The 22,589-nt window shown below is 64.3% G+C and carries 20 protein-coding genes; 9 read left to right on the forward strand and 11 right to left on the reverse strand.

Features of this window, described 5'->3' with window-relative positions:
• The first annotated feature begins 15 nt into the window (after window positions 1-15).
• The 4 genes from HX881_RS27730 (at window position 16) to HX881_RS27745 (ending at window position 7,172) form a co-directional block, all read left to right on the forward strand.
• The gene (locus tag HX881_RS27730; RefSeq protein ID WP_177087651.1) at window positions 16-3,264 is read left to right on the forward strand and encodes an efflux RND transporter permease subunit; all 3,249 of its coding nucleotides are present in this window, start codon (window positions 16-18) and stop codon (window positions 3,262-3,264) included.
• Between the two features lie 10 nt (window positions 3,265-3,274).
• Entirely contained in the window at window positions 3,275-4,786 is a 1,512-nt protein-coding gene (locus tag HX881_RS27735) for an efflux transporter outer membrane subunit (protein WP_177087653.1), read from the forward strand.
• Between the two features lie 66 nt (window positions 4,787-4,852).
• Window positions 4,853-6,400 carry an MFS transporter gene (locus tag HX881_RS27740; protein WP_177087655.1) on the forward strand — a complete coding sequence of 516 codons (1,548 nt, stop codon included), beginning with the start codon at window positions 4,853-4,855 and terminating at the stop codon, window positions 6,398-6,400.
• Window positions 6,401-6,527: 127 nt separating this feature from the next.
• Entirely contained in the window at window positions 6,528-7,172 is a 645-nt protein-coding gene (locus tag HX881_RS27745) for a glutathione S-transferase family protein (RefSeq protein WP_177087657.1), read from the forward strand.
• Between the two features lie 76 nt (window positions 7,173-7,248).
• On the opposite strand, the gene HX881_RS27750 is transcribed toward HX881_RS27745, so the two are convergent.
• From HX881_RS27750 to HX881_RS27780, 7 genes are all read right to left on the reverse strand, one after another.
• Complete coding sequence (locus HX881_RS27750) at window positions 7,249-8,145, reverse strand: LysR family transcriptional regulator (RefSeq protein WP_103032654.1); 897 nt, start codon at window positions 8,143-8,145, stop codon at window positions 7,249-7,251.
• A 218-nt stretch (window positions 8,146-8,363) separates the two neighbouring features.
• The gene (locus tag HX881_RS27755) at window positions 8,364-9,074 is read right to left on the reverse strand and encodes an SDR family NAD(P)-dependent oxidoreductase (protein WP_042936201.1); all 711 of its coding nucleotides are present in this window, start codon (window positions 9,072-9,074) and stop codon (window positions 8,364-8,366) included.
• 44 nt (window positions 9,075-9,118) lie between these two features.
• Window positions 9,119-9,769 (reverse strand): DsbA family oxidoreductase, encoded by a 651-nt coding sequence (locus HX881_RS27760; protein ID WP_177087659.1) that lies wholly within the window; start codon window positions 9,767-9,769, stop codon window positions 9,119-9,121.
• Window positions 9,766-9,981 (reverse strand): tautomerase family protein, encoded by a 216-nt coding sequence (locus tag HX881_RS27765; protein WP_017128165.1) that lies wholly within the window; start codon window positions 9,979-9,981, stop codon window positions 9,766-9,768. Before HX881_RS27765 ends, HX881_RS27760 begins: the two co-directional genes overlap by 4 nt.
• 177 nt (window positions 9,982-10,158) lie before the next feature.
• Window positions 10,159-11,373, reverse strand: a complete 1,215-nt coding sequence (locus HX881_RS27770) for a pyridoxal phosphate-dependent aminotransferase (RefSeq protein ID WP_017128166.1) — start codon at window positions 11,371-11,373, stop codon at window positions 10,159-10,161.
• Window positions 11,370-12,032: an RraA family protein gene (locus HX881_RS27775; RefSeq protein WP_177087661.1), complete on the reverse strand. Its 663-nt coding sequence runs from the start codon at window positions 12,030-12,032 to the stop codon at window positions 11,370-11,372. Before HX881_RS27775 ends, HX881_RS27770 begins: the two co-directional genes overlap by 4 nt.
• On the reverse strand, window positions 12,029-12,712 hold the full coding sequence (locus HX881_RS27780) for an RraA family protein (protein WP_017128168.1): 684 nt from the start codon (window positions 12,710-12,712) through the stop codon (window positions 12,029-12,031). The genes HX881_RS27775 and HX881_RS27780 overlap by 4 nt, the downstream gene beginning before the upstream one ends.
• A gap of 105 nt (window positions 12,713-12,817) precedes the next feature.
• Between HX881_RS27780 and HX881_RS27785 the strand changes: the two genes are divergently transcribed.
• Entirely contained in the window at window positions 12,818-13,711 is an 894-nt protein-coding gene (locus HX881_RS27785) for a LysR family transcriptional regulator (protein ID WP_017128169.1), read from the forward strand.
• A gap of 121 nt (window positions 13,712-13,832) precedes the next feature.
• Complete coding sequence (locus HX881_RS27790) at window positions 13,833-14,669, forward strand: alpha/beta fold hydrolase (protein WP_103032655.1); 837 nt, start codon at window positions 13,833-13,835, stop codon at window positions 14,667-14,669.
• A gap of 83 nt (window positions 14,670-14,752) precedes the next feature.
• On the opposite strand, the gene HX881_RS27795 is transcribed toward HX881_RS27790, so the two are convergent.
• From HX881_RS27795 to HX881_RS27810, 4 genes are all read right to left on the reverse strand, one after another.
• Window positions 14,753-15,997, reverse strand: coding sequence for a saccharopine dehydrogenase family protein (locus tag HX881_RS27795; protein ID WP_103032660.1), 1,245 nt, complete (start codon window positions 15,995-15,997; stop codon window positions 14,753-14,755).
• A gap of 28 nt (window positions 15,998-16,025) precedes the next feature.
• Window positions 16,026-17,123 (reverse strand): carboxynorspermidine decarboxylase, encoded by a 1,098-nt coding sequence (locus tag HX881_RS27800; RefSeq protein ID WP_017128170.1) that lies wholly within the window; start codon window positions 17,121-17,123, stop codon window positions 16,026-16,028.
• Window positions 17,124-17,209: 86 nt separating this feature from the next.
• Window positions 17,210-17,725 carry a G/U mismatch-specific DNA glycosylase gene (mug, locus tag HX881_RS27805; RefSeq protein ID WP_042936299.1) on the reverse strand — a complete coding sequence of 172 codons (516 nt, stop codon included), beginning with the start codon at window positions 17,723-17,725 and terminating at the stop codon, window positions 17,210-17,212.
• 22 nt (window positions 17,726-17,747) lie between these two features.
• Window positions 17,748-18,371: a TetR/AcrR family transcriptional regulator gene (locus HX881_RS27810; RefSeq protein WP_177087663.1), complete on the reverse strand. Its 624-nt coding sequence runs from the start codon at window positions 18,369-18,371 to the stop codon at window positions 17,748-17,750.
• Window positions 18,372-18,491: 120 nt separating this feature from the next.
• On the opposite strand from HX881_RS27810, the gene HX881_RS27815 reads away from it, so the two are divergent.
• The 3 genes from HX881_RS27815 to HX881_RS27825 are packed head-to-tail and all read left to right on the forward strand — an operon-like array spanning window position 18,492 to window position 22,589.
• Complete coding sequence (locus HX881_RS27815) at window positions 18,492-19,631, forward strand: HlyD family secretion protein (RefSeq protein ID WP_177087665.1); 1,140 nt, start codon at window positions 18,492-18,494, stop codon at window positions 19,629-19,631.
• Window positions 19,628-21,091 carry an MFS transporter gene (locus tag HX881_RS27820; RefSeq protein WP_177087667.1) on the forward strand — a complete coding sequence of 488 codons (1,464 nt, stop codon included), beginning with the start codon at window positions 19,628-19,630 and terminating at the stop codon, window positions 21,089-21,091. Before HX881_RS27815 ends, HX881_RS27820 begins: the two co-directional genes overlap by 4 nt.
• 19 nt (window positions 21,092-21,110) lie before the next feature.
• On the forward strand, window positions 21,111-22,589 hold the full coding sequence (locus HX881_RS27825) for an efflux transporter outer membrane subunit (RefSeq protein WP_177087669.1): 1,479 nt from the start codon (window positions 21,111-21,113) through the stop codon (window positions 22,587-22,589).

Raw genomic sequence — 22,589 nt, forward strand, 5'->3', positions numbered from 1 at the left:
CGCGAGAACCTCATCATGAATATCTCCAAGTTCTTTATCGACCGGCCGATCTTCGCCGGCGTGCTGTCGGTGGTGATCGTGCTGGCGGGGCTGATTGCCCTGACCAGACTGCCCACCGCCGAATACCCGGAAGTGGTGCCGCCTTCGGTGGTGGTTCGCGCCGAGTACCCGGGCGCCAATCCGAAAGTCATCGCCGAAACCGTGGCCTCGCCGATTGAAGAACAGATCAATGGCGTCGAGGACATGCTCTACATGCAGTCGCTGGCCAACAGCGACGGCAAGTTGACCACCACCGTGACCTTCAAGCTCGGCACCGACCCCGACAAGGCCCAGCAGTTCGTGCAGAACCGCGTGGCCCAGGCCTTGCCGCGCTTGCCGCCGGATGTGCAGCGCCTGGGCGTGACCACGGTCAAGTCGTCGCCGACCCTGACCATGGGCGTGAGCATCACCTCGCCCAACCAGCGCTACGACCTGACCTACCTGCGCAACTACGCCCTGATCAACGTCAAGGATCGCCTGGCGCGGATCCCCGGCGTGGGTGAAGTGGTGATGTGGGGCGCCGGCGACTACTCGATGCGCATCTGGCTCGATCCGCAGAAAGTGGCGCGCCTGAACCTGACCGCCACCGATGTGGTCAACGCCATCCGCGAGCAGAACGTGCAGGTGGCGGCCGGCATCGTCGGCGGTGCGCCGATGCTGACCAACGTGCCGATGCAACTGAGCGTCAATGCCCAGGGCCGCTTGAAGACCGAGCAGGAATTCCGCGACATCATTCTCAAGGCCGGCGGCGGGGCGGTGACTCACCTGTCCGACGTGGCGCGGGTCGAGATGGCTGCATCCGAGTACACCCTGCGGGCGATGCTGGACAACAAGCCGGCCGTGCAGATGATCATCTTCCAGCAGCCCAATGCCAATTCGCTGCAGATCTCCGATGACGTGCGCAAGGTTATGGAGGAGATCAGGCAGGACATGCCCGAGGGTGTCGACTACGGCATCAAGTACGACCCGACGCAGTTCGTGCGCGACAGTATTCACGCGGTGATCCAGACCCTGCTCGAAGCCATCGCCCTGGTGGTGCTGGTAGTGATCGTGTTCCTGCAGACCTGGCGCGCCTCGCTGATCCCGTTGCTGGCGGTGCCGGTGTCGATCATCGGCACCTTTGCCTTGCTGCTGGGCTTTGGCTACACCATCAACGCCTTGTCGCTGTTCGGCATGGTCCTGGCCATCGGCATCGTGGTGGACGATGCCATCGTCGTGGTGGAGAACGTCGAGCGCAACATTGCCGACGGCCTGTCGCCGCGGGACGCGACCTATAAAGCCATGCAGGAGGTCAGCGGGCCGATCATCGCCATCGCCCTGACCTTGGTGGCGGTGTTCGTGCCGCTGGCGTTCATGTCCGGCCTGACCGGACAGTTCTACCAGCAGTTCGCGATGACCATCGCCATCTCGACGGTGATCTCGGCGTTCAACTCGCTGACCCTGTCGCCCGCTCTCTCGGCCATCCTGCTCAAGGGGCACGACGCACCGAAGGATCGCCTGACGCGGATCATGGATGCGCTGTTCGGACGCTTCTTCAAACTGTTCAACCGTGTGTTCAACCGAGGTTCGGACAGCTACGGCAATGGCGTGCGCCGCGTGGTCAACCGCAAGCTGGCGATGCTGGCGATCTACGCCATCCTGCTCGCTGGCGCGGTGTGGATGGGCAAGATTGTCCCCGGCGGTTTCGTGCCGGCGCAGGACAAGGACTATGTGGTCGCCATTGCGCAACTGCCCAGCGGTGCCACCCTGGATCGCACCGAGCAGGTCGTGCGGGAAATGGGCGATATCGCCCTGGCCATTCCCGGGGTCAAGAACCTGCCGCAGTTCCCGGGCCTGTCGGTCAGCCTGGCCAACTCGCCCAGCAGCGCGCTGGTGTTCCCGGTGCTTGAACCGTCGAAATACCGCTCCAGGGAGCAATCCGCATCGGCCATCGTGGCGCAGTTGAATGCCAGATATGCCGGGATCAAGGGCGCCGCCATCGCGGTATTCCCACCACCGCCGGTGGCCGGCCTGGGCACCGTCGGCGGCTTCAAGCTGCAGATCGAGGACCGCGGTGCCCTGGGCTATGAGGCGTTGAACAAGGCCACCCAGGACTTCCTCGCGGCCGCGGCCAAGGCCCCCGAGCTGGGCCCGGCGTTCTCCACCTTCCAGATCAACATGCCGCAGCTCAACGTCGACCTGGATCGGGTCAAGGCCAAGCAGTTGGGCGTTTCGGTGACGGATGTGTTCGACACCCTGCAGATCTACCTGGGCTCGATGTACGTCAATGACTTCAACGCCTTCGGTCGTGTGTACCAGGTGCGCGCCCAGGCCGATGCGCCGTTCCGTGCCACCGCGCAAAACATCGGCTTGCTGAAGACTCGCAATGACAAGGGCGAGATGGTGCCGCTGTCTTCGCTGATCAAAGTCACCACCACCTACGGCCCGGAAATGGTCGTGCGCTACAACGGCTACACCGCGGCGGACATCAACGGCGGTCCGGCACCGGGCTATTCGTCCGGCCAGGCCCAGGCGGCGGTCGATCGCATTGCCAGGGAAGTGTTTCCACGCGGCATCAAGTACGAGTGGACCGACCTGACCTATCAGCAGGAACTGGCGGGCAACGCGGCGCTGTGGGTATTCCCGATCAGTGTGTTGCTGGTGTTCCTGGTACTGGCGGCGCTGTATGAAAGCCTGACCTTGCCACTGGCGATCATCCTGATCGTACCGATGAGCATTCTCTCCGCCTTGCTCGGTGTATGGCTGACCAACGGCGACAACAACATCTTCACCCAGATCGGCCTGATGGTGCTGGTGGGGTTGTCGGCGAAGAACGCGATCCTGATCGTCGAGTTCGCCCGGGAACTGGAGATGCAGGGACGGACCATCGTCCAGGCGGCGGTGGAAGCCAGCCGGCTGCGGCTGCGTCCGATCCTGATGACCTCCATCGCTTTCATCATGGGCGTGGTGCCTCTGGTGTTTTCCTCCGGCGCCGGTGCCGAGATGCGCCAGGCCATGGGGGTCGCGGTGTTCTTCGGCATGCTCGGGGTGACCTTGTTCGGCCTGATGCTGACGCCGGTGTTCTACGTCTTGCTGCGCAAGCTGTCGGGTGTGGAGCACCTGGTGGACAAGCACGGCAAGCACCCGCACCCGGGCTTCGGGCTTGACGGCCATGAACCCTCGGCGCAAGCCATCCCTTCCACCCGACCTTCGGTTCGCGTGCCTGAAATCGCGTACGAGAAGTAAGGAGAACGACATGAAAGCAGTTGCCTTGAATCGCCTGTTGTTCGGCACCGTCTGGTTGGCGACCCTGCTGGCGACGGCGGGTTGCTCGCTGGCGCCGACCTACCTCAAGCCGCAGGTGTCGATGCCGCCGGCGTACAAGGAGGAAAAGACCCAGCCGCTTTTAAAGCCGGCTGAGGTCGGCAGCTGGAAAACCGCCGAGCCGTCGGAAGCCATTCCAAGGGGCGAGTGGTGGCGGGTGTTCAACGACAGCACCCTCGATCAGCTGGAAAGCCAGGCCCGCGACGCCAACCAGAACCTGGTTGCGGCGGCAGCCCGGCTGAAAGAGGCAAGGGCGCTCAACCAGTCCGCCCGTTCCGCGCTGTTCCCGACCCTGGACGCGGGTTTCGGCCCGACCCGGGAGAAGGTCTCGCCGGCCTCGCAGTTCCAGTCGGACAGCGGCCAGGGGGCCAGCCAGACGATGTGGCGCGCCCAGACCGGGGTGTCTTACGAAGTCGACATGTTCGGCCGTGTCGCGGCGACGGTGGATGCCGCCGACGCGCAAACCCAGCGCAGCGAAGCCGTGTTCCACTCGGTGCTGCTGGCCTTGCAGGCGGATGTCGCGCAGAACTATTTCGCGTTGCGCGAGCTGGACGCGCAAGTCGAGGTCTACGACCGGGCCATCGAGTTGCGTGAGCAGGCCTTGAAACTGGTTCAGCAGCGTTACTCGACCGGCGACATCGCCGATCTGGATGTCGCCCGGGCCGAATCCGAGCTGGCGACGGCGCGTTCCGAGGGGATGACCGTGCAGCGCCTTCGCGCGACGTCGGAGCACAGCCTCGCGGTACTGCTGGGCAAGGCACCGGCAGAGTTCACCCTGGCCGCCAGGCCCCTCCAGCCGGTGAACCTGCGGATTCCCGCCGGCCTGCCGTCGTCACTGCTGGAACGGCGTCCGGACATCGCCGCGGCCGAGCGTTCCATGGCCGCGGCCAATGCCCGGATCGGCGTGGCGAAGGCGGCGTTCTTTCCGTCGTTGACCCTGACCGGCATGGCGGGTTTCGAATCGGGCTCGCTGGGCAATCTCTTCAAATGGAGCAGCCGCACCTTCCTCCTCGGGCCCCTGGCCGGGACCGCGCTCAACCTGCCGATCTTCGATGGCGGCCTGCGCAAGGGCAATCTGGCCAATGCCCGGGCGGTCTACGAGGAAGACGTTGCCAACTACCGCCAACAGGTGCTGGTGGCGTTCCGCGAAGTGGAAGACAACCTCTCCGACCTGAGGGTGCTGGAAGACCAGACCCGCACCCAGTCGCAGGCCGTGGAGGCTTCCCGGCGCGCGGCGGCATTGGCCCGGGCCCGGTACAGCGAAGGCGATGCCAGCTATCTGGCGGTCATCGATGCCGAGCGGGTGGCCTTGCAGTCACGCCGCGCGGCGGTGCAGCTGGACGGTGTGCAGGCGGCCGCCACGGTCAATCTGATCCGCGCCCTGGGCGGTGGTTGGGGCGATGCCGCGCCGATCCCGCTCGACACGGCGCTTTCGCAACCTTGACTGGCAGCCGGCAGCCGGATCTTCCGCGGCTGCCGCGCCATTTTCCATCCCACTCACGGTGAAATCATGACCTCCATCGATCACGCGACTCAGTCGCGGGACAAGTTACTCATTCTTGCAGCCATCTGTCTTTCCGCCCTGGTGCTGCCCCTGAGTTTTACCGGCGGGGCCGTTGCCACGCCTGCCATCGGCCGCGACCTGGGCGGCAGTCCGGTGGCCCTGACCTGGATCACCAACGCCTTCATGCTGTCCTTCGGCAGCTTGCTGATGGCGGCCGGAGCGCTGGCCGATGTCTACGGGCGCAAGCGCCTGTTCACCTTCGGCATGCTGCTGTTCACCGCTGCTTCGGTGGCGCAGAGCCTGGCACCCTCGGTGTTCTGGCTGGATGTCCTGCGCGCCATCCAGGGCGTTGCCGGTGCCGCGGCGCTGGCCAGCGGTTCGGCCGCCCTGGCGCAGGAGTTCGAGGGGCATGCGCGTACTCGTGCGTTCAGTATGCTTGGCACCACCTTCGGTATCGGCCTGGCGTTTGGCCCCCTGGTGGCCGGCGTGCTGATCGAAGCCTTCAGTTGGCGGGCGATCTTTGTCTTCACCGCGCTGATCGGGGTGATCGCCATGGTCTTCGGCCTGCCACGCATGCGCGAAACCCGCGATCCCGACGCCGTGGGCCTTGATTGGCCTGGCACCCTGACGTTCAGCGCGGTGCTGGCCCTGTTCACTTTTGGCGTGATCCAGGCGCCCGACAGCGGCTGGGGCAGCCCGTTGGTGGTCGGCCTGCTGGTCGCGTCGGCGGTGCTGCTGGTGGCCTTCGTGCTGATCGAGATGCACGTCAAGCGACCGATGCTGGACCTGACTCTGTTCCGCTTCCCGCGTTTCGTCGGTGTGCAGATGCTGCCGATCGGCACCTGCTACTGCTACATCGTGCTGGTGGTCATGCTGCCGTTGCGCTTTATCGGCGTCGAAGGCCTGAGTGAAATCGATGCCGGCCTGCTGTTACTGGCGCTATCCGCACCGATGCTGGTGGTGCCGATGCTGGCCGCCTCGCTGACCCGCTTTGTCTCGGCGGGCATCCTCTCGGGCGTGGGCTTCCTGATGGCGGCCGTGGGTCTGCATTGGCTGAGCCTGTACAACGTCGGCGAGCCGAAATTCGGCCTGGTCGCCCCGATGCTGTTGATCGGCATCGGTGCCGGCCTGCCCTGGGGCCTGATGGATGGCCTGTCGGTCAGCGTCGTGCCGAAAGAGCGCGCCGGCATGGCCGCCGGGATCTTCAACACCGTGCGGGTGGCGGGCGAGGGCATTGCCCTGGCCAGCGTGGCGGCGATGCTGGCGTCGCTGTTGCACAGCAACCTGTCCGACGCCGTTCAGGTGGTGGCTGGCAGTGCCGAGGCGGCGCTGATCGCCGAAACCGCGCACCGGGTGACCACGGGCGACATGGCCCATGCGATCAATACGGTGCCGGGGCTGGCCAACGAGCGCCTGATCGCCGGGTACGCGACGGCGTTCCAGTACCTGCTGCACATCCTGACTCTGATCACCCTGGCCTGCGCCGCCGTCGTGCTGGGCCTGTTGAGCAAGGACCGTTCGGTGGCCGATGCGGGCGTCGGTGACGCGGCCTGATTGTCGCCCACGGAACTACAGAGCATCTCTTTTTCGATTGTTTATCCACGAAGTCTGCAAGCACACACTTTATCCATCGGGCCCGATCAGGGCCCGACACCGCCAACCCACTTCAGGTAAAGCCATCATGCACAAACTCTACATCGCCAATCAGACCTGCTCCCAGACTGTCCAGATCGTTGCCAACGAACTGGGCCTGACCCCCGAGCTGATCCACTACGATGTGTTCGGCAAGAGCACCTCCAACGGTGATGACTTCAATCAGGTCAATCCACTGGGTTATGTACCGGTGCTGGTTCTCGACAACGGCCAGAACGATCAACTGTCCGAGACGGTGATCATCTCTTCCTACCTGGCCGACCAGTTTCCCGAGTCGCAACTGGCACCGGCGAGCGGCACGCTGGAGCGCGCCAAGTTCGATCAGTTGCTGAACTTCCTGGCGACCGAGATCGCCCAGAAGCATATCCCCCTGATGCGCAAGTTGCTGACCGAAGCCGGCAGCCAATGGACCCGGGACAAGCTGGTCAGCGCCTACGCGGTACTCGATGCCCGCCTGGCCGATGGCCGTGCCTACCTGACCGGCGACACGTTCACCGTGGCCGATGCCTATGTGTTCGGTACCTGGTGGCATGAGCGTTCCGGCGCGCCGATCACCCATCTGAAAAACCTGATGGCGTACAAGGCCCGTATCGATGCCCGTGCCTCGGTACAGAAGGCCCTGCGGGACGAGGCCGATATCGTGGCGCTGCATGAGGAGCGCAAATCGGCCTGAGGTGACGGACGTTGTCTGGAAAGGCCGCTTGCGCGGCCTTTTTCATTGGGCGGTTTTCTGTCACGCGGGGGAGGGACTAGCGCAGGCGGTCGGCCAGGTAGTTCAGCACCGCGCGGTTCTTCGCCGGCATCCGGTGGCCCAGGGGAATCAGGGCATGCACGGGCGGGCCGGGGGTATCGGCGGCAGGCAGGACCCGCACGAGCTTGCCGCAGTCCACGTAGAGTTGCGCGACCTTGTCGAAGATTTGCGCGATACCGAGTCCGACAACGGTTGCATCGATCAGTGCCTGGCCATCCGAGACCACCAGCACCGGTGTCGGCGAAAACTCCCGGACATGACCATTGTCCGTGATCGTCCAGGGCCGCAACCGCCCGGTGAAACCACGAAAGATCACCGCCTCATGATTGGCCAGGTCCGCGGTGGTCTCTATCGGCGGGTGGCGGGCGAGGTAGTCGGGGGAGGCATACAGGCTGAGGGTGATGTTGCACAGCTTGCGCACGGTCATTTCGCTGTCCTGGGGCAACTCGCCGGCCCTGACGACGATGTCCCAGCCTTCGCCGACGGCATCGGACATGCGATCGGTCATGGACAGCTCCAGCGTCACCTGCGGATAGCGCTGGCGCAGCTCGGAGAGGGTCGGCAGGAACAACTGGCGGAAACCCGATGGGATATCCAGCCGCACCCGGCCGATGGGTTCTTCCTTGCGGGCCGCCAGCGCCTGGGCGGCATCGCGCAGGCCGTCGAGGGCCGCGGTGGCGGCGCTCAGGTAGGTTTCACCGTCCTCGGTCAGGCGTACGGCGCGGGTGGTGCGCTGGAACAATTTGGTCCCGAGCCTGGCCTCCAGGCGCTGGACGGCCTTGCCGACATTGGATTTGCTGGTCGAAAGATTTTCCGCCGCGCGGGTAAAACTGCCGGTCTGGGCCACGCCGACAAAGGCGGCAATATCCGGAAATGAAGCATCGATGCGTTCCATTCACTGTCTCTCGTAGGGCGCCCGGGCATCTTGAACTGGATTATTGCAGGAATACCTGAGGTTGCACGGGGGGGCGACAGTATAGACAGGACTATCGGGTCGATTGGTGCCCTTTGGGCGACACACTGTCTCCGCGGCGACCGTCGTGCGCAGGCTCGCGGCCAATGAAAACGCCCCGAACCTCAGGGGCCGGGGCGTTTTTCATGCAGGCGAAGGACTCAGTGCCCGGCGCTCTGGCCGCCATCGACGTGGAGAATCTCGCCGGTGACAAAACCGGCCGATTCCAGGTAGACGATCGCCTGGGCAATGTCCCTGACTTCGCCCATGTGTCCCATCGGGTGCAACTGCCCCAGCGCGGCGTGGGTTTCCTCGCCGTGCATCGGCGTCTTGATGATGCCGGGGCTGACCGCGTTGACCCGGATCCCGCGCTTGGCGTATTCGATCGCCAGGGATTTGGTCGCCGAGTTGAGGCCGCCCTTGGTCAGCGAAGCCAGCACCGAAGGCACGCCGTCGATGGCATGGTCCACCAGGCTGGTGGTGATGTTGACGATATGGCCGCCGCCTTGCTTCTCCATCTCGTTGATCGCCAACTGGGTGATGTAGAAGAAGCCATTGAGGTTGACCGCCAGCACGTTGACGTAGTCTTCGTGGGTGTAACCGGTGAACGGCTTGGCGATAAAGATCCCGGCGTTGTTGATCAGGCTGTCGATGCGACCGAAACGCGCCACGCCTTCACGGATCACCCGCTGGGCGGTGGCCGGGTCGGCGATGTCGCCGGCGATGGCGAGGATGTCCGGGTCGGTGGACGGCTGGATCGAACGGGAGGTGGCGACCACCCGGTAGTCCAGGTCACGGAAGGCCTTGACCACGGCGGCGCCGATACCTTGGGAGGCGCCGGTAATCACTACGACTTTCTTTGCATTGCTCATGATAAAAACCTCTGGGGACAGTAAGTGGGGTAGAGCGTGATCAATCAGGCTGCGGCGGATGAGATTTCCCGCAGCATCTGTTCGTAGTAAGCGACCGATTGCGAACCGGAGACCAGGTGGCGTTCGTTGAGGATCATGGCCGGCACCGAGTTGATGCCGCGTCCGCGATAGAACGCTTGCAGTTCACGGACTTCGTCGGCGAAAGCAGCCGAATCCAGCACTTCGCGGGCAGCCGTTGCCTCCAGTCCCGCTTCGCTCGCCAGGCGCACCAGGGTCTCGCGGTCGCTCGGATTCTGGCCGTCGCTGAAGTAGGCGCGCAGCAGCGCTCGCTTCAGTTCGATCTGCCGTCCTTGCTGCAAGGCCCAGAGCAGCAGGCGGTGGGCATCGAAGGTGTTGTAGAAGTGGCTGCGTTTTTCCAGGTCGAACTGAAAGCCGATGGCCTCGCCGCGTGTCATCAACATCTGCTTGCCGGCGGCGACTTCCTCGGCGCTGCGACCGTATTTGCGCATCATGTGACGGACCGCGTTCTCGCCCTCGGCCGGCATGTCCGGGTTCAGTTCGAAGGGTTTGAACGTCAATTCCACCGCCACTTCACCGGCCAGGTTGGCGATTGCCTGTTCCAGGGCCGTTACGCCCAGGGCGCACCAGGGGCAGACCACGTCGGAGATGAAGTCGATTCTGACGGGCGCGCTCATGACGGGTTCTGCGCCAGTTGCTTGCGGTACTCGGTGGTGGTGATCCCGGCGTAGCCCCAGTTATCGGTATCGACTTCCTCGATCACGATATGGGTCAGGTCCGGGCGTTTGTGGAGGACCCGTTCCAGGGTTTCGGTGATTTCGGCAATGACCTGGGCTTTCTGCTCTGAGGTAACGCCGTCGCGGGTGATGCGTACGCTGACGAAAGGCATGACAACTCTCCAGTGGGCTGGCCATCGGCATGATGGGCAGGCAGTGGAGTCAATCTATTAGGTTGTCGGTTGCGGATAAATACGGATTCGAGAACATCATTAGTGATGTGGTGTAATGAGTTGTGCGAGGAAAGTGCCGAAGCCCGGCGCTGGCCGGGCTCCGTTGCAAAAACGCGCTCAGCGCAACGCGTGACAGAACCGCTGGATGGCTTCGCAGGCCTGGCGCAAGGAGGTGTCATCCAGCGCGTAGGCGATGCGGATATAGGGACCCAGGCCGAACGCGCTGCCGTGCACGACGGCCACATCCGCCTCGTCCAGCAGGGCGTGGGCGACGTCCTCGTCGCTGCTCAGCAGTCGTCCACCGGCGGAGGTGCGGCCGATCAGGCCGGCGCAACAGGCGAAGGCATAGAACGCGCCCGCCGGACTCACGCAGTGCAGTCCCGGTATGTCGTTGAGCAGCGCCACCATCAGGTCCCGACGACGCTGGAAAACCGCCCGGCTGTCCTGGATGAAGTCCTTGGGACCTTGCAGGGCGGCGATTGCCGCCTGCTGCGAGATCGAGCTGGCGCCCGAGGTCTGTTGCCCCTGCAGCTTCTCCATGGCCTCCAGCAACCAGCGCGGCCCCGTGGCAAAGCCGATGCGCCAGCCGGTCATGGCATAGGCCTTGGATACACCGTTCATGGTCAGGGTGCGCGCCTGCAGGCGTGGCTCCACCTGGGCCAGGGTATGGAAGGGCTGGTCGTCGAAGATCAGGTGTTCATAGATATCGTCGGCCAGGACCAGCACCTGCGGATGATCCAGCAACACATCGGCCAGGGCGCGCAGTTCATCGCGGCTGTACACCGCCCCCGTCGGGTTGGACGGCGAGTTGAGGATCAGCCAGCGGGTCCGTGGGGTGATCGCCGCCGCCAGGGCGGCCGCGGTCAGCTTGAAGCCGCTGTCGGCCGTGCAGGTGACGATCCGGTTCTCGCCGCCGCACAGTTGCACCATTTCCGGGTAGCTGACCCAGTACGGCGCCGGCACGATGACCTGGTCGCCCTCGTTGAGGGTCGCGGCCAGGGCGTTGTAGATCACCTGCTTGCCGCCGTTGCACACCAGGGTGTCCTGCCAGCCGACATCCAGGCCGTTCTCGCGGCGGAACTTGGCGGCCACTGCTTCGCGCAGCGCCCGCACCCCGGCGACCTGGGTGTAGCGGGTGTGGCCGTGCTCGATGGCGTCGATGGCCGCGGCACGGACATGGGCCGGGGTGTCGAAGTCGGGTTCGCCCGCGCACAGGGAAATGATCGTCGCACCTTGTGCCCGGCGTTCCGCGACCCGGTCGATGATCCGGTAGGTGGCCGAGGGCTGCGCGCTGGCCAGGCGTGTGTTCAGGCGTTGGCTATCGCTGCTCATGCTTTCCTCTGCAGACTGTGGTAACCCAGCGCCGCGCGGGCTTCCTTGAGGGTCTTGCCCTGGGCGATCAGGGCGCGGATCTCGGCTTCGATCGTTTCGATCCGGCGTGCGCAGGCGGCCACTTCGGCGGCGCGATCCCGCGGCACGACCACCACGCCATTGGCATCGGCGACGACGATGTCGCGGTCACAGACCCGGGCGCTGCCGATGGACACCGGCTGGTTGACCGACTGCACCTGCACCCGGTCCTTGCCGGTGCGCATGAAGCGGCCCTGGCTGAAGATCGGGTAGCCGTCCCCCAGGGCCTTGTTGACGTCGCGGCAGACGCCGTCGATAACGGTACCGGCGATCCCGCGGGTGCCGGCGTACTGGGTCATGATGTCGCCCCAGACGGTGCAGTCGGTACGTCCGCCGTTGTCGATGACGACGATGTCACCTGCCGCCACGTCCTCGATAAAGTCGCCCACGGTGCCCGGCGGCACGCTCGCCGAGACGTACTGCACGGTGAACGCCGGGCCGACGATGACCTTTGAGTAGTTGTCCAGGGGCGCGATGCCCAGGCATTGGCCGGGCAGGCCGAGCTTGTCCATGGCATCGGATACGCCCGGGGTGTCCAGGCCTTCGAACAGGGCCACGAGGGCCTGGTCTTCACGGTTCATCGGGTTTGCTCCACATTGATGGCTTCGAACTGGCTGTCATGCATCACCTCGGCTACCGAGCGACCACTGCGAACGGCCTCGACCATGCCGTCCTGGCGACGGGCAATGCGTTCGCCCAGGTCGAGCACCGCCTCGATACGCGGGGCGGGTACGAACACCGTGCCGCAACGGTCGGCAATGACATAGTCGTCTTCGCTGACGGCGACGCCGGCGACTTCGATGGTCACCCCGGCATCGATCTGCACCACACGGTTACGGGCACTGATCATGGTCACGCCACGACCGTAGACCGGGTAGCCGATGGCTTCGCTGCCGTCGATATCGCGACTGCAACCGTCGATCACCGTGCCGCGCACCTGCCTGGCGGACGCGGCATTGGCGAGGATGTCGCCCCAGCAGGAAATGCCTTCGATGCCACCGGCGATCACCAGTACGCGATCGTTGCTGTGGATCTGCTCGACCACGGGCGTGATCAGGTGCACGGTCGGGTTGCTGTCGGTCTTGGGCGCCAGCAGCACGGTGCTGGCGCGACCGACGATCTTCGGACAGTTCCACAGGGGCCGCAGCCCCACCGTGGCGCCGGGCAGGCCGAGGAAGTCGAGTGCATCGGACACGGTATTGGTGTCCAGCGCCGCGAGGCGCTCGAGCAAGTGTGGGTCGGTCAGGTTTTTGTTGGACATCGGAGAGCCCCTGGGGTGACGGAGATGGCCAGTGTCGGCGACCTCATTCCATAGGTATATTACTAATCACAGAAGCGTTGGATACGCTGAACCTATGGATAAGTCATGATCAATTTCCGCCTGATTCGTCATCTCTGGTTGTTCCTGGCGGTTGCCGAGGAACAGAACTTCGGCCGTGCCGCCAAGCGCCTGGGGATGTCCCAGCCGCCGCTGAGCGAGCAGATCCAGGTGCTGGAGCAGGCCCTCAAGGTCACGCTCTTCGAGCGCTCGCGGCGTGGCGCGAAACTGACCCCGGTCGGCGCCGCGATCCTGCCGGCGGTGCGCAAGTTCGCCGAGCAACTGGAGCGCCTGGAACTGGCCGTCGAGGAAGCGGTGGCGGGGCAGTCGGGCATGCTGACTATCGGTGCGATCTCGACGGCGATGTTCGATGTGCTGCCCGGGCTGATCGAACAACTGAAGAGCCGCTATCCGCACCTGACCGTGTCCGTGCGGGAAATCGACAGCGTTGAAGCGCTGCCCGCGCTGGAGTCCGGGGATATCGACCTGGCCTTTGCCCGCCTGGACGGTGATCTCGGAGCGTCGATCCAGTCGTTGCCGTTGACCGAGGATCGTCTGGTGGTGGCGCTGCCTGGCGATCATCCGCTGGCCGCGCGCTCGCGCATCAGCCTGTCGAGCCTGGCCAACGAGCCGCTGGTGATGTTTTCGCGCAAGGTCAGCCCGGTGTATTTCGACAACCTGATCGCCACTTGCCGGGCCAGCGGCTTTTCCCCGCGGGTGCTGCATGAAGTGCGTTCGGTCGCCTCGCAGATCGCCTTTGTCAGTTACGGCCAGGGCATCGCGTTGGTGCCGGCCGCGCTGAAGAAGCTCGCACCGGATAATGTGGTGTTTCGCCCCTTGAGCCAGAAGCTGCAGGTGGTCACCACGGCACTGGCCTGGAATACGCAGCGGCCCAATCCGCTGGTGGAAGAAGTGGTCGCGCACTACCGGGCCGGGGGCTGAGCGGGGCGCTGTTCCGACACTGATAGGTTTGGCGTATGGACGTCTTCGCCAAACCGTCATTTACACCTGCCGCGATCTCCCGGAAATTGCCGCCTGGGCTTTTGTTCAAGGAGCTGTTCCCGTGTCTTCACCCGAAACCTTCACTCACGCACGACTGCCCCTGACGGTCGAGGGTGTCCAGCTGGACATCGCCGCCATTCATCGCGAGGGCAGCCTGGCGCCGATCGTCTTCCTGCATGGATTTGGCTCGACCAAGGAGGACTACGCCGACATCGTGCTGCAACCCGCGTTTGCCGGTCACCCCTTTGTCGCCTATGACGCGCCGGGCTGCGGTGAGAGCCAGTGCAGCGACCTGTCGCGGATTTCCATTCCCTTCCTGCGGCAGACGGCGTTGCAGGTACTGGAGCATTTCGGCATCGAGCGGTTCCATCTGGTCGGCCACTCCATGGGCGGGCTGACCGCGCTGATGCTGGCCCATCAGTTCCCCGGGCGGGTTCTCAGCTTTGTCGATATCGAGGGCAATATCGCCCCGGAGGACTGCTTTCTCAGCCGGCAGATCGTGGATTACCCGGCGGAGGATCCCGAGGTGTTTTTCACCGCGTTCATCGAGCGCGCCCGGCAGGCGCCGGCTTATGCCAGTGCGTTGTATTCGGCGAGCCTGCGCCACAAGGTACGGGCAGGGGCGGTGCGTGGCATCTTCGAATCGATGGTCGACCTTTCCGATCACGCCGACCTGATGGGCAAGTTCCTCGGGCTGGAATGCCCGCGGATGTTCATGTACGGCGAGCAGAACGCCTCGCTGTCCTACCTCGGGCATATCCAGGCCGAGGGCGTGCGGCTGGCGCCCATCGCGCAGTGCGGGCATTTCCCGATGTATTCCAATCCACCGGCGATGTGGCAGCAGATTGCCGATTTCCAGGGTGCGGGTCGCCCCGGCGGTGTCTGCGCGGTCGATTGAATCTCGCTGCCGACCGGCAATAAAAAACGCCCCGAACCTGGCAGGTCGGGGCGTTTCTGTTCAGCCGGACGTGGGCGGGACTATCAGGCGATAGCATCCCACGCGCGATCGCCGTGCTCGTCCTTGATACGGGTTGGCAGCCCCATGGCATCCAGCGCCTTGAGGAACGGCTCGGCCGGCAGTTCCTCGACGTTGGCCATGCGCTGCACGTCCCACTCGCCACGGGCGACCAGCAGGGCCGCGGCCACTGGCGGTACGCCGGCGGTGTAGGAGATGCCCTGGCTGTCGGTCTCGGCGTAGGCGTCCTCGTGGTCGGCCACGTTGTAGATGAACAGCTCGCGTGGCTGGCCATCCTTGCTGCCCTTGACCAGGTCGCCGATGCAGGTCTTGCCGACATAACCCGGTGCCAGCGAGGCGGGGTCCGGCAGTACGGCCTTGACCACTTTCAGCGGCACGACTTCCAGGCCTTCGGCAGTGCGGACCGGTTTCTCGGAAAGCAGGCCGAGGTTCTTCAGCACGGTGAAGACGTTGATGTAGTGCTCGCCGAAGCTCATCCAGAAGCGCACGTTGGGCACGTCGAGGTTCTTCGACAGCGAGTGCACTTCATCGTGGCCGGTCAGGTACAGGTTCTGCGCACCCACCACCGGCAGGTCGTCGGTACGCTTGACTTCGAACATGGTGTTGCTGGTCCACTGGCTGTCCTGCCAGCTCCACACCTGTCCGGTGAATTCGCGGAAATTGATCTCGGGATCGAAGTTGGTGGCGAAATACTTGCCGTGGGAACCGGCGTTGACGTCGAGGATATCGATCGAGTCAATGCGGTCGAAATACTGTTGCTGCGCCAGTGCCGCATAGGCATTGACCACACCCGGGTCGAAGCCCACGCCAAGGATGGCGGTGATGTTCTTCTGCTGGCATTCCTCGAGGTGTTTCCACTCGTAGTTGCCGTACCAGGGCGGTGTTTCACAGACCTTGCCCGGCTCTTCGTGGATGGCGGTGTCGAGGTACGCCACGCCGGTATCGATGCAGGCACGCAGCACCGACATGTTGAGGAACGCGGAGCCGACGTTGATGACGATCTGCGATCCGGTTTCGCGGATCAGCGCCTTGGTCGCTTCGACATCCAGGGCGTTCAGCGTGAAGGCCTGGATATCAGCGGGCTGTTTGAGGCTGCCCTTGGCCTTGACGCTGTCGATGATGGCCTGGCATTTGGAGATGTTGCGCGACGCGATAGCAATACGACCGAGTTCGTCGTTGTGCTGCGCGCACTTGTGGGCCACCACCTTGGCGACACCTCCTGCACCAATGATAAGTACGTTCTTCTTCAATTTTTTCATTTCTCCTCAATCCGCCAGCTTACGAAAGGCTGGACAGGTAGTCTTCGTAACCGAACTCACGAACGACCTCGACTGTACCGTCGAGTTGTTTCACTACGATGGACGGCATCTTCAAGCCGTTGAACCAGTTCTTCTTGACCATGGTGTAGCCTGCCGCGTCAACGAACGACAGCCGATCGCCGATGGACAGCGGACGATCGAAGGGGTACTCGCCGAAGATGTCTCCGGCCAGACAGGACTTGCCGCACACCATGTAGGTGTGTTCGCCGTCGCTCGGCGCCATCTTGGCGTCCAGGCGATAGATCAGCAGGTCGAGCATGTGGGCTTCGATGGAACTGTCCACCACCGCCAGGTTCTTGCCGTTGTAGAGGGTGTCGAGCACGGTGACTTCCAGAGAGGCGCTCTGGGTGATTGCCGCTTCGCCCGGCTCCAGGTAGACCTGTACGCCGTACTTCTGCGAGAACGCCTTGAGGCGCGCGCAGAACTCATCCAGGGCATAGCCTTCACCGGTGAAATGGATGCCGCCGCCAAGGCTGACCCACTCGACCTTGTGCAGCAGGTGGCCGAAGCGCTCCTCGATGGTCCCCAGCATCTGGTCGAACAGGCCGAAGTCGCCGTTCTCGCAGTTGTTGTGGAACATGAAGCCGGAGATCTGCCCGATGACCTGTTCGATCTTCGCCGGATCCCACTCGCCCAGGCGGCTGAACGGCCGTGCCGGGTCGGCCAGCAGGTAGTCGGAACTGCTCACCTGGGGGTTGACCCGCAGGCCGCGGACCTTGCCCTTGGAGGCTTCGGCAAAGCGCTGCAACTGGCCGATGGAGTTGAAGATGATCTTGTCGCAGTTCTCGAGCATCTCGCCGATCTCGTCGTCGGCCCAGGCCACGCTGTAGGCGTGGGTCTCGCCGACGAATTTCTGGCGACCGAGCTTGAGCTCGTAGAGCGACGACGACGTCGTGCCGTCCATGTATTGCTGCATCAGGTCGAACACCGACCAGGTGGCGAAGCACTTGAGCGCCAGCAGCGCCTTGGCTCCGGAGTGCTCGCGCACGTAGGCGATCTTCTGCAGGTTGACCAGCAGCTTCTGCTTGTCGATGAGGTAGTACGGCGTCTTGATCATTTCGAGGCCTCCGGCGGGGCTAGCCAAAAAAGGACGCGCATTGTGCCTTTAGTTGGCTCATATCGAAAGGTTGACGGGCGTATTTCCTACCGGCCGGCGCCCAGGGTCAGACGAAGCTGCCGATAGGCGCTCACCAGTTGCTCTAGGGAAAAGGCGAGATTGCGCCCGCTGGGGTTGGGCAGGACCCACACCGAGGCGTCTGCCAGGCGCCGTGGTTGCAGCCCCCAGGCGACGTCCCGCTGGCCGGATAATCCGCAGTACCCGGCCTTGCCGAGAAAGGCCACGCAGCCGGGGGCGTAGCGGGCGATCTTGTGTTCGAAACCGGCCGCCGCCGCGCTGAATTCATCGCGGGACAACTGGTCCGCCCGCGCTGTCGGTCGCTCGACCACGGTGGTCAACCCGCATCCGTACTGCAAGAGCGTGCGGTCGTTTTCCGGACGCAGTTCCTCGGGGGTGAAACCGGCCAGATGCAGCGTGCGCCAGAACCGATTGTTGCGCCCGGCGAAGTGATGTCCCTGGGCTGCCGCCATCAACCCCGGGTTGATGCCACAGAAAACCACCGCCAGTTGCCCGGCCAGAATATCTTCGAGTCCTTCAGCCACCACACACCTCACAAGCGCGGACTCATCCGCAGATGACCCTGACCGCGTTGCGCGCCAGCTCGGACAGTTCGGCCCGGGATTTACCCGCCCGGGCCCGTATCGAAATGCTGTGCATCAGGCCCGAGGCCAGGGCCGCCAGGGCCGCCGGGTCGGCATCGGCGTGCAATTCGCCGGCCTCGATTGCCGCCCGCAGGCGGGTTTCCAGCTCGGCATCGAGGCGGCCGAGGCGGTTGGAAAGAATCTCGCGGATGGCCGGATCCTCGACCGCCTCGGTGGTTGCCGTGCCGATCATGAAGCAACCCCGTGGCTGGCCGTCACCGGAGAAGTAGATCGACAACTGCCCCTCGTAGAAACGCTGCAATGCCTCGCCGAGGGTCAGGGAGCGATCTTTCAACGCCTCGTCGACGGCCGCCGCGGCCATCTCCCAGTACTGTTCGAGCGCCTTGATATAGAGCGCGTGCTTGTCCCCGAAGGCGGCATACAGGCTGGGGCGGTTCATGCCCGCCGCCGTGGCGATGCTGTCCAGGGAGGCCCCGGCATAGCCGGTATTCCAGAACACCCCGAGCGCCTGTTGCAAGGCTGTCTGAGGGTCGTAGGCGCGAGGGCGGCCGCGGCCTTTTCCCTCGGCGGTCTTTTTTTGTGCCATGTTGTACAAAAATCCTTGAGTGAGGGCCGAGATGGCTATATTCTTACATTGTCGCACAAAAATCGGAATTCAGAAATTCCCGGTTCCAGGCGTGCTCCCCGGCCACAGGTAAATTCGATCATGACCAAGCAATTCGACAGTACGGCGACACACAACTTCGAGCATCCGGGGCCAGTCCAGGCGGACGCGTTCATTCGCAAGCCCTTGAAGGAAAGAGTGCGACCCCTGCTGATGGTGGGGCTGCCAGTGCTGTTCGCGGCGGTTGCCATTGCCCGTTACCTGGCGGCGGAGCCCTTCGTCTCGACCGACAACGCCTATGCCCGGGTAGCCAAGGCTTCCATCAATGCGCGGATTTCCGGACAGGTGGTTGAAATCGCGGTCGAGGACAACCAGCAGGTGCACAAGGGCCAGGTGTTGTTCCGGATCAATCCGGAGCCTTTGCAGATCGCCGTCAACCGGGCAGATGCCCAACTGAGCGTGGCGCGGTTGCGCATCGCCGGGCTCAAGGCCAGCTATCGGCAGCAGCAGGCCGAGCTGCAATCGGCCCGGGAGTCGGCGAGCTTCGACGAAAAGGAGTTCGCCAGGAAGAAGGCGTTGATGGCCAGCGAGTTCGTCTCGCGCTCGCTCTACGAGCGTGCGGACACCGATCTCAAGGTCGCGCGACAACGCATAGCGTCCGTTGAACAGCAGATCGCCAATACGGTGGTGGCGTTGAACGGCAATCCGAATATCGATATCGACAGCCACCCGGCGATTCGCGAGGCCAGGGCCCAGCTCGACGAGGCACGGCTCTACCTCTCGTATGCGACGGTCTATGCGCCGGACGATGGCATCGTCGCCAAGGTCGACGACCTGCAGGTCGGCAACTATCTCAACAGCGGCGCGCCGGCCTTTGCCTTGCTCTCGGCCCACCAGGTGTGGGTCGAGGCCAACTTCCGCGAGACCCAGCTGGCCCATATGCGTCCGGGGCAGACCGCGACCATCAGCATCGATACCTACCCGGATCATCCGTTCAAGGCCCGTGTCATCAGCATGAGTCCCGGCGCCGGCGCGGACTTCGCCCTGCTGCCTCCGGAAAACGCCACCGGCAACTGGGTCAAGGTGATCCAGCGGGTGCCGGTCCGGCTCGAACTCGATGAAGTCGATCCGCGCCTGCCGTTGTTCTCCGGCACCAGCGCCACGGTCACGGTCGATACCGGTTATCGGGCGCCCTGGTGGCAGCCGCTCAAGGGGCTGTTGACCGCGAGCCGCGGGCAATGAACGGGGCCGAGGGCGCGCGTGCGCTGAGGTTTGCCGCGCTGCTGGCGACCTATATGCAGTCTGCCAACCTGCCGCTGCCGAACGCGGTGCTGCGGTTGCTCCAGGGCAGCTTGTCGATGACCGACGACCAGGCCGGCTGGGTCTTCACCTCCTACCTGGCGGCGAGCGCCATTACCTTGCCGATCGCCCAGTGGCTGGGTGGCCGTTATGGCCTGAAGCTGATGTACCAAGGCGCGCTGGCGATCTTCGCCCTGGGCCTGCTGCTCGCCACCCTGGCAACGACGCCGCTGCAGTTCGTCGGGGCGCGGGTTGTCCAGGGGCTGGCCAGTGGCGTACTGGCGCCGCTGTCGATGGCGATTGCCCTGGAGACCCTGGCACCGGCACGGCGCGCGACCTTCGGTGCGACCTGGACCGCCATCGTGCTGCTGGGCATCGCCACCGGTCCGGGTATCGGCGGCTGGCTCGGTGAGCATTACGGCTGGCGCGCGATCTTCCATATCAGCCTGCCGCTGTCGGCGTTCATCTTCCTGGTGGTGGCGCTGTGGCTGCCGGAGAAAAAGGCCGGGACACGCCCGTCCTTCGACTTCTTCGGCTTCGGCACCTTCACCCTGGGCATGATCGGGTTGCAGATGCTGCTCGACCGGGGCGAGCGCCTGGAGTGGTTCGCCTCGCCGGAAATCTGGCTGGAAGCGCTGGCCGCCGGACTTGGGCTTTACCTGTTCGTGGTCCATGTGCTGACCGCGAAGGTGCACTTTGTCAGCAAGGGGCTGTTTCGGGATCGCAACTTCGTGTTGTCGACGGTGATGTTTTTCGCCCTGGGTTTTGTCCTGTTGTCGACCATGGCCCTGACCTCGCCGATGCTCGATGAACTGCTCGGTTATCCGCCCGACACGACCGGTGGCCTGACCCTGCCGCGAGGTATCGGCCTGGTGGGCGCCTTCCTGCTGATGAGCCGGGTGCCCCCGCGCGTCGACCCGCGGGTATGGGTGGCGGCGGGTATCGCCCTGGTGGTGTATGCCAACGGGCTGATGCTCGGCTATTCGCCGCTGATGGACAGCTGGCCGGTGGCGATTGCCGGTGCATTGCAGGGTATCGGTCTCGGGGTGTTGATGCCGGCGCTGAGCAAGATGGCGTTCAGCACGCTTGACCCGAAGCTGCGTCCGGAAGCCGCGGGGATTTTCAATCTGGTCCGGGTCTATGGCAGCACCCTCGGGGTGGCGGTGGTGCAGTTGTACTTCTTCAACAACACCCAGGCGATGCACCTGGCGCTGGCCAGCCATCTGACGGCGTATCGGCTTGCCGCGCCGATGTCGCTGCCGGCCCTGGCCGGGCTCAACGAAATGATCACCGGCCAGGCGGCGTTCATCGCCGTGATCGGCCAGTTCAAGATTTTGCTGGTGGTGATGCTGGTGGTGAGTCCGCTGGTGTTCTTTCTTCGCAAACCCGTTCCGACCAACTAGTCCCCGTGGAGTCCGGAAAATGAAATCCAGTGCGTTCGTCATCAACAGGCCGCGGTTTCCAGCGATGGTCGGGACGGTCTCGGCGCTTGCCGTGCTGTCCGCCTGTACCGTCGGCCCGGACTATGCGGCGCCGGCGCAAAGTCCGTCGCAGCATTATGACCAACAGGCCGAGCAGCGTCTGGGCGGCAAGGCCGACCAGCATATCGACCTGGGCAGGCCGCTCAAGGGTGACTGGTGGTCGGCTTTTCAATCAGCGAAGCTCGACCGGCTGGTGCGGCGCGCCGTTGCCGGCAATCTTGAGCTGGTGGCGGCTGACGCGACACTGCGGCAAGCGGCGTCCTCCGTGGCCGCAGCGGAGGGCGCGCTGTACCCGCAGGTCGATTTCGGCGCCCAGGCCGGTCGCCAGCGGGTACACACGGCAGCCGAACCTGCGGTCGCCAACTTCTATTCGGTCGGACCGCGGGTCGGCTTCGACCTCGATGCCTTCGGTGGCAACCGGCGGCGGATCGAGCAGCAGCAGGCGTTCACCGAACTGCAGCAGCACCGCTACGAAGCGGCCTACCTGACGCTGACGGGCGATGTCGCCAGCCAGGCGCTGCTGGTGGCTAGCGCCAATGCGCAGATGGCGGCGGTGGAGAAGCTGCTGGCCAATGACGCGAGAAATCTCGAACTGGTGCGCACGGCCCAGCTCAATGGCGCCACCACGCGGATCGACGTGTCGCTGGCCGAAACCCGGCTGGCGCAGGATCGTACGCTGTTGCCACCCCTGGCCCAGCAACGCGATGCGGCGCGGCATGCGTTGTCGATCCTGGCGGGCAAGGGGCCTGCCGACTGGATCGCCGCGGATTTCGCACTGGACGAATTTACCTTGCCGGCCAATCTGCCGGTCAGCCTGCCTTCGGAAATGGCCCGCACCCGGCCCGATATCCTGCAGGCCGAGGCCGACCTGCATATGGCCAGCGCCGCGGTGGGTATCGCGACGGCCAATCTCTATCCCCACGTGGAGCTGTCGGCCTCGCTGGCACAGGCCGCTTCCGGCAATGGCGGCGCCGCGCTCTGGGGTTTTGCCGCAGGGCTGGCGGGACCGATCTTCGACGGCGGCACCCGCGAGGCCGAACGCCAGGCTTCTATCGACGGTTACCAGGCGGCGTTGGCAGGCTACCGGCAGACGGTCATCAGTTCCTTCGGCCAGGTCGCGGACACGCTGCAGGCGATCAACCACAACGCCGAAGCCAACCTGGCGCAGACACAGGCCTTGCGCGCCGCCGAAACCAGCCTGTACCTGAACCAGCAAGCCTATGCCCAGGGCGAAAACAGCATTCTCCAGGTGCTGGAGGCCGAGCGCGCCTATGAGCAGGCGTCGCTGGGGCTGATCAGGGTGCAGACCGCGCAGTATCTCGACACGGTACGGCTGTTCGTGGCGCTTGGCGGCAACGCCGTCGGCGTGGCGGCACGGCAGGTTGCCTCCGGCGAAATCAACAGACAGACCATGGAGTAA

The organism is Pseudomonas gingeri (assembly GCF_013386115.1).
GTDB classification, from domain to species: Bacteria; Pseudomonadota; Gammaproteobacteria; order Pseudomonadales; family Pseudomonadaceae; genus Aquipseudomonas; species Aquipseudomonas gingeri.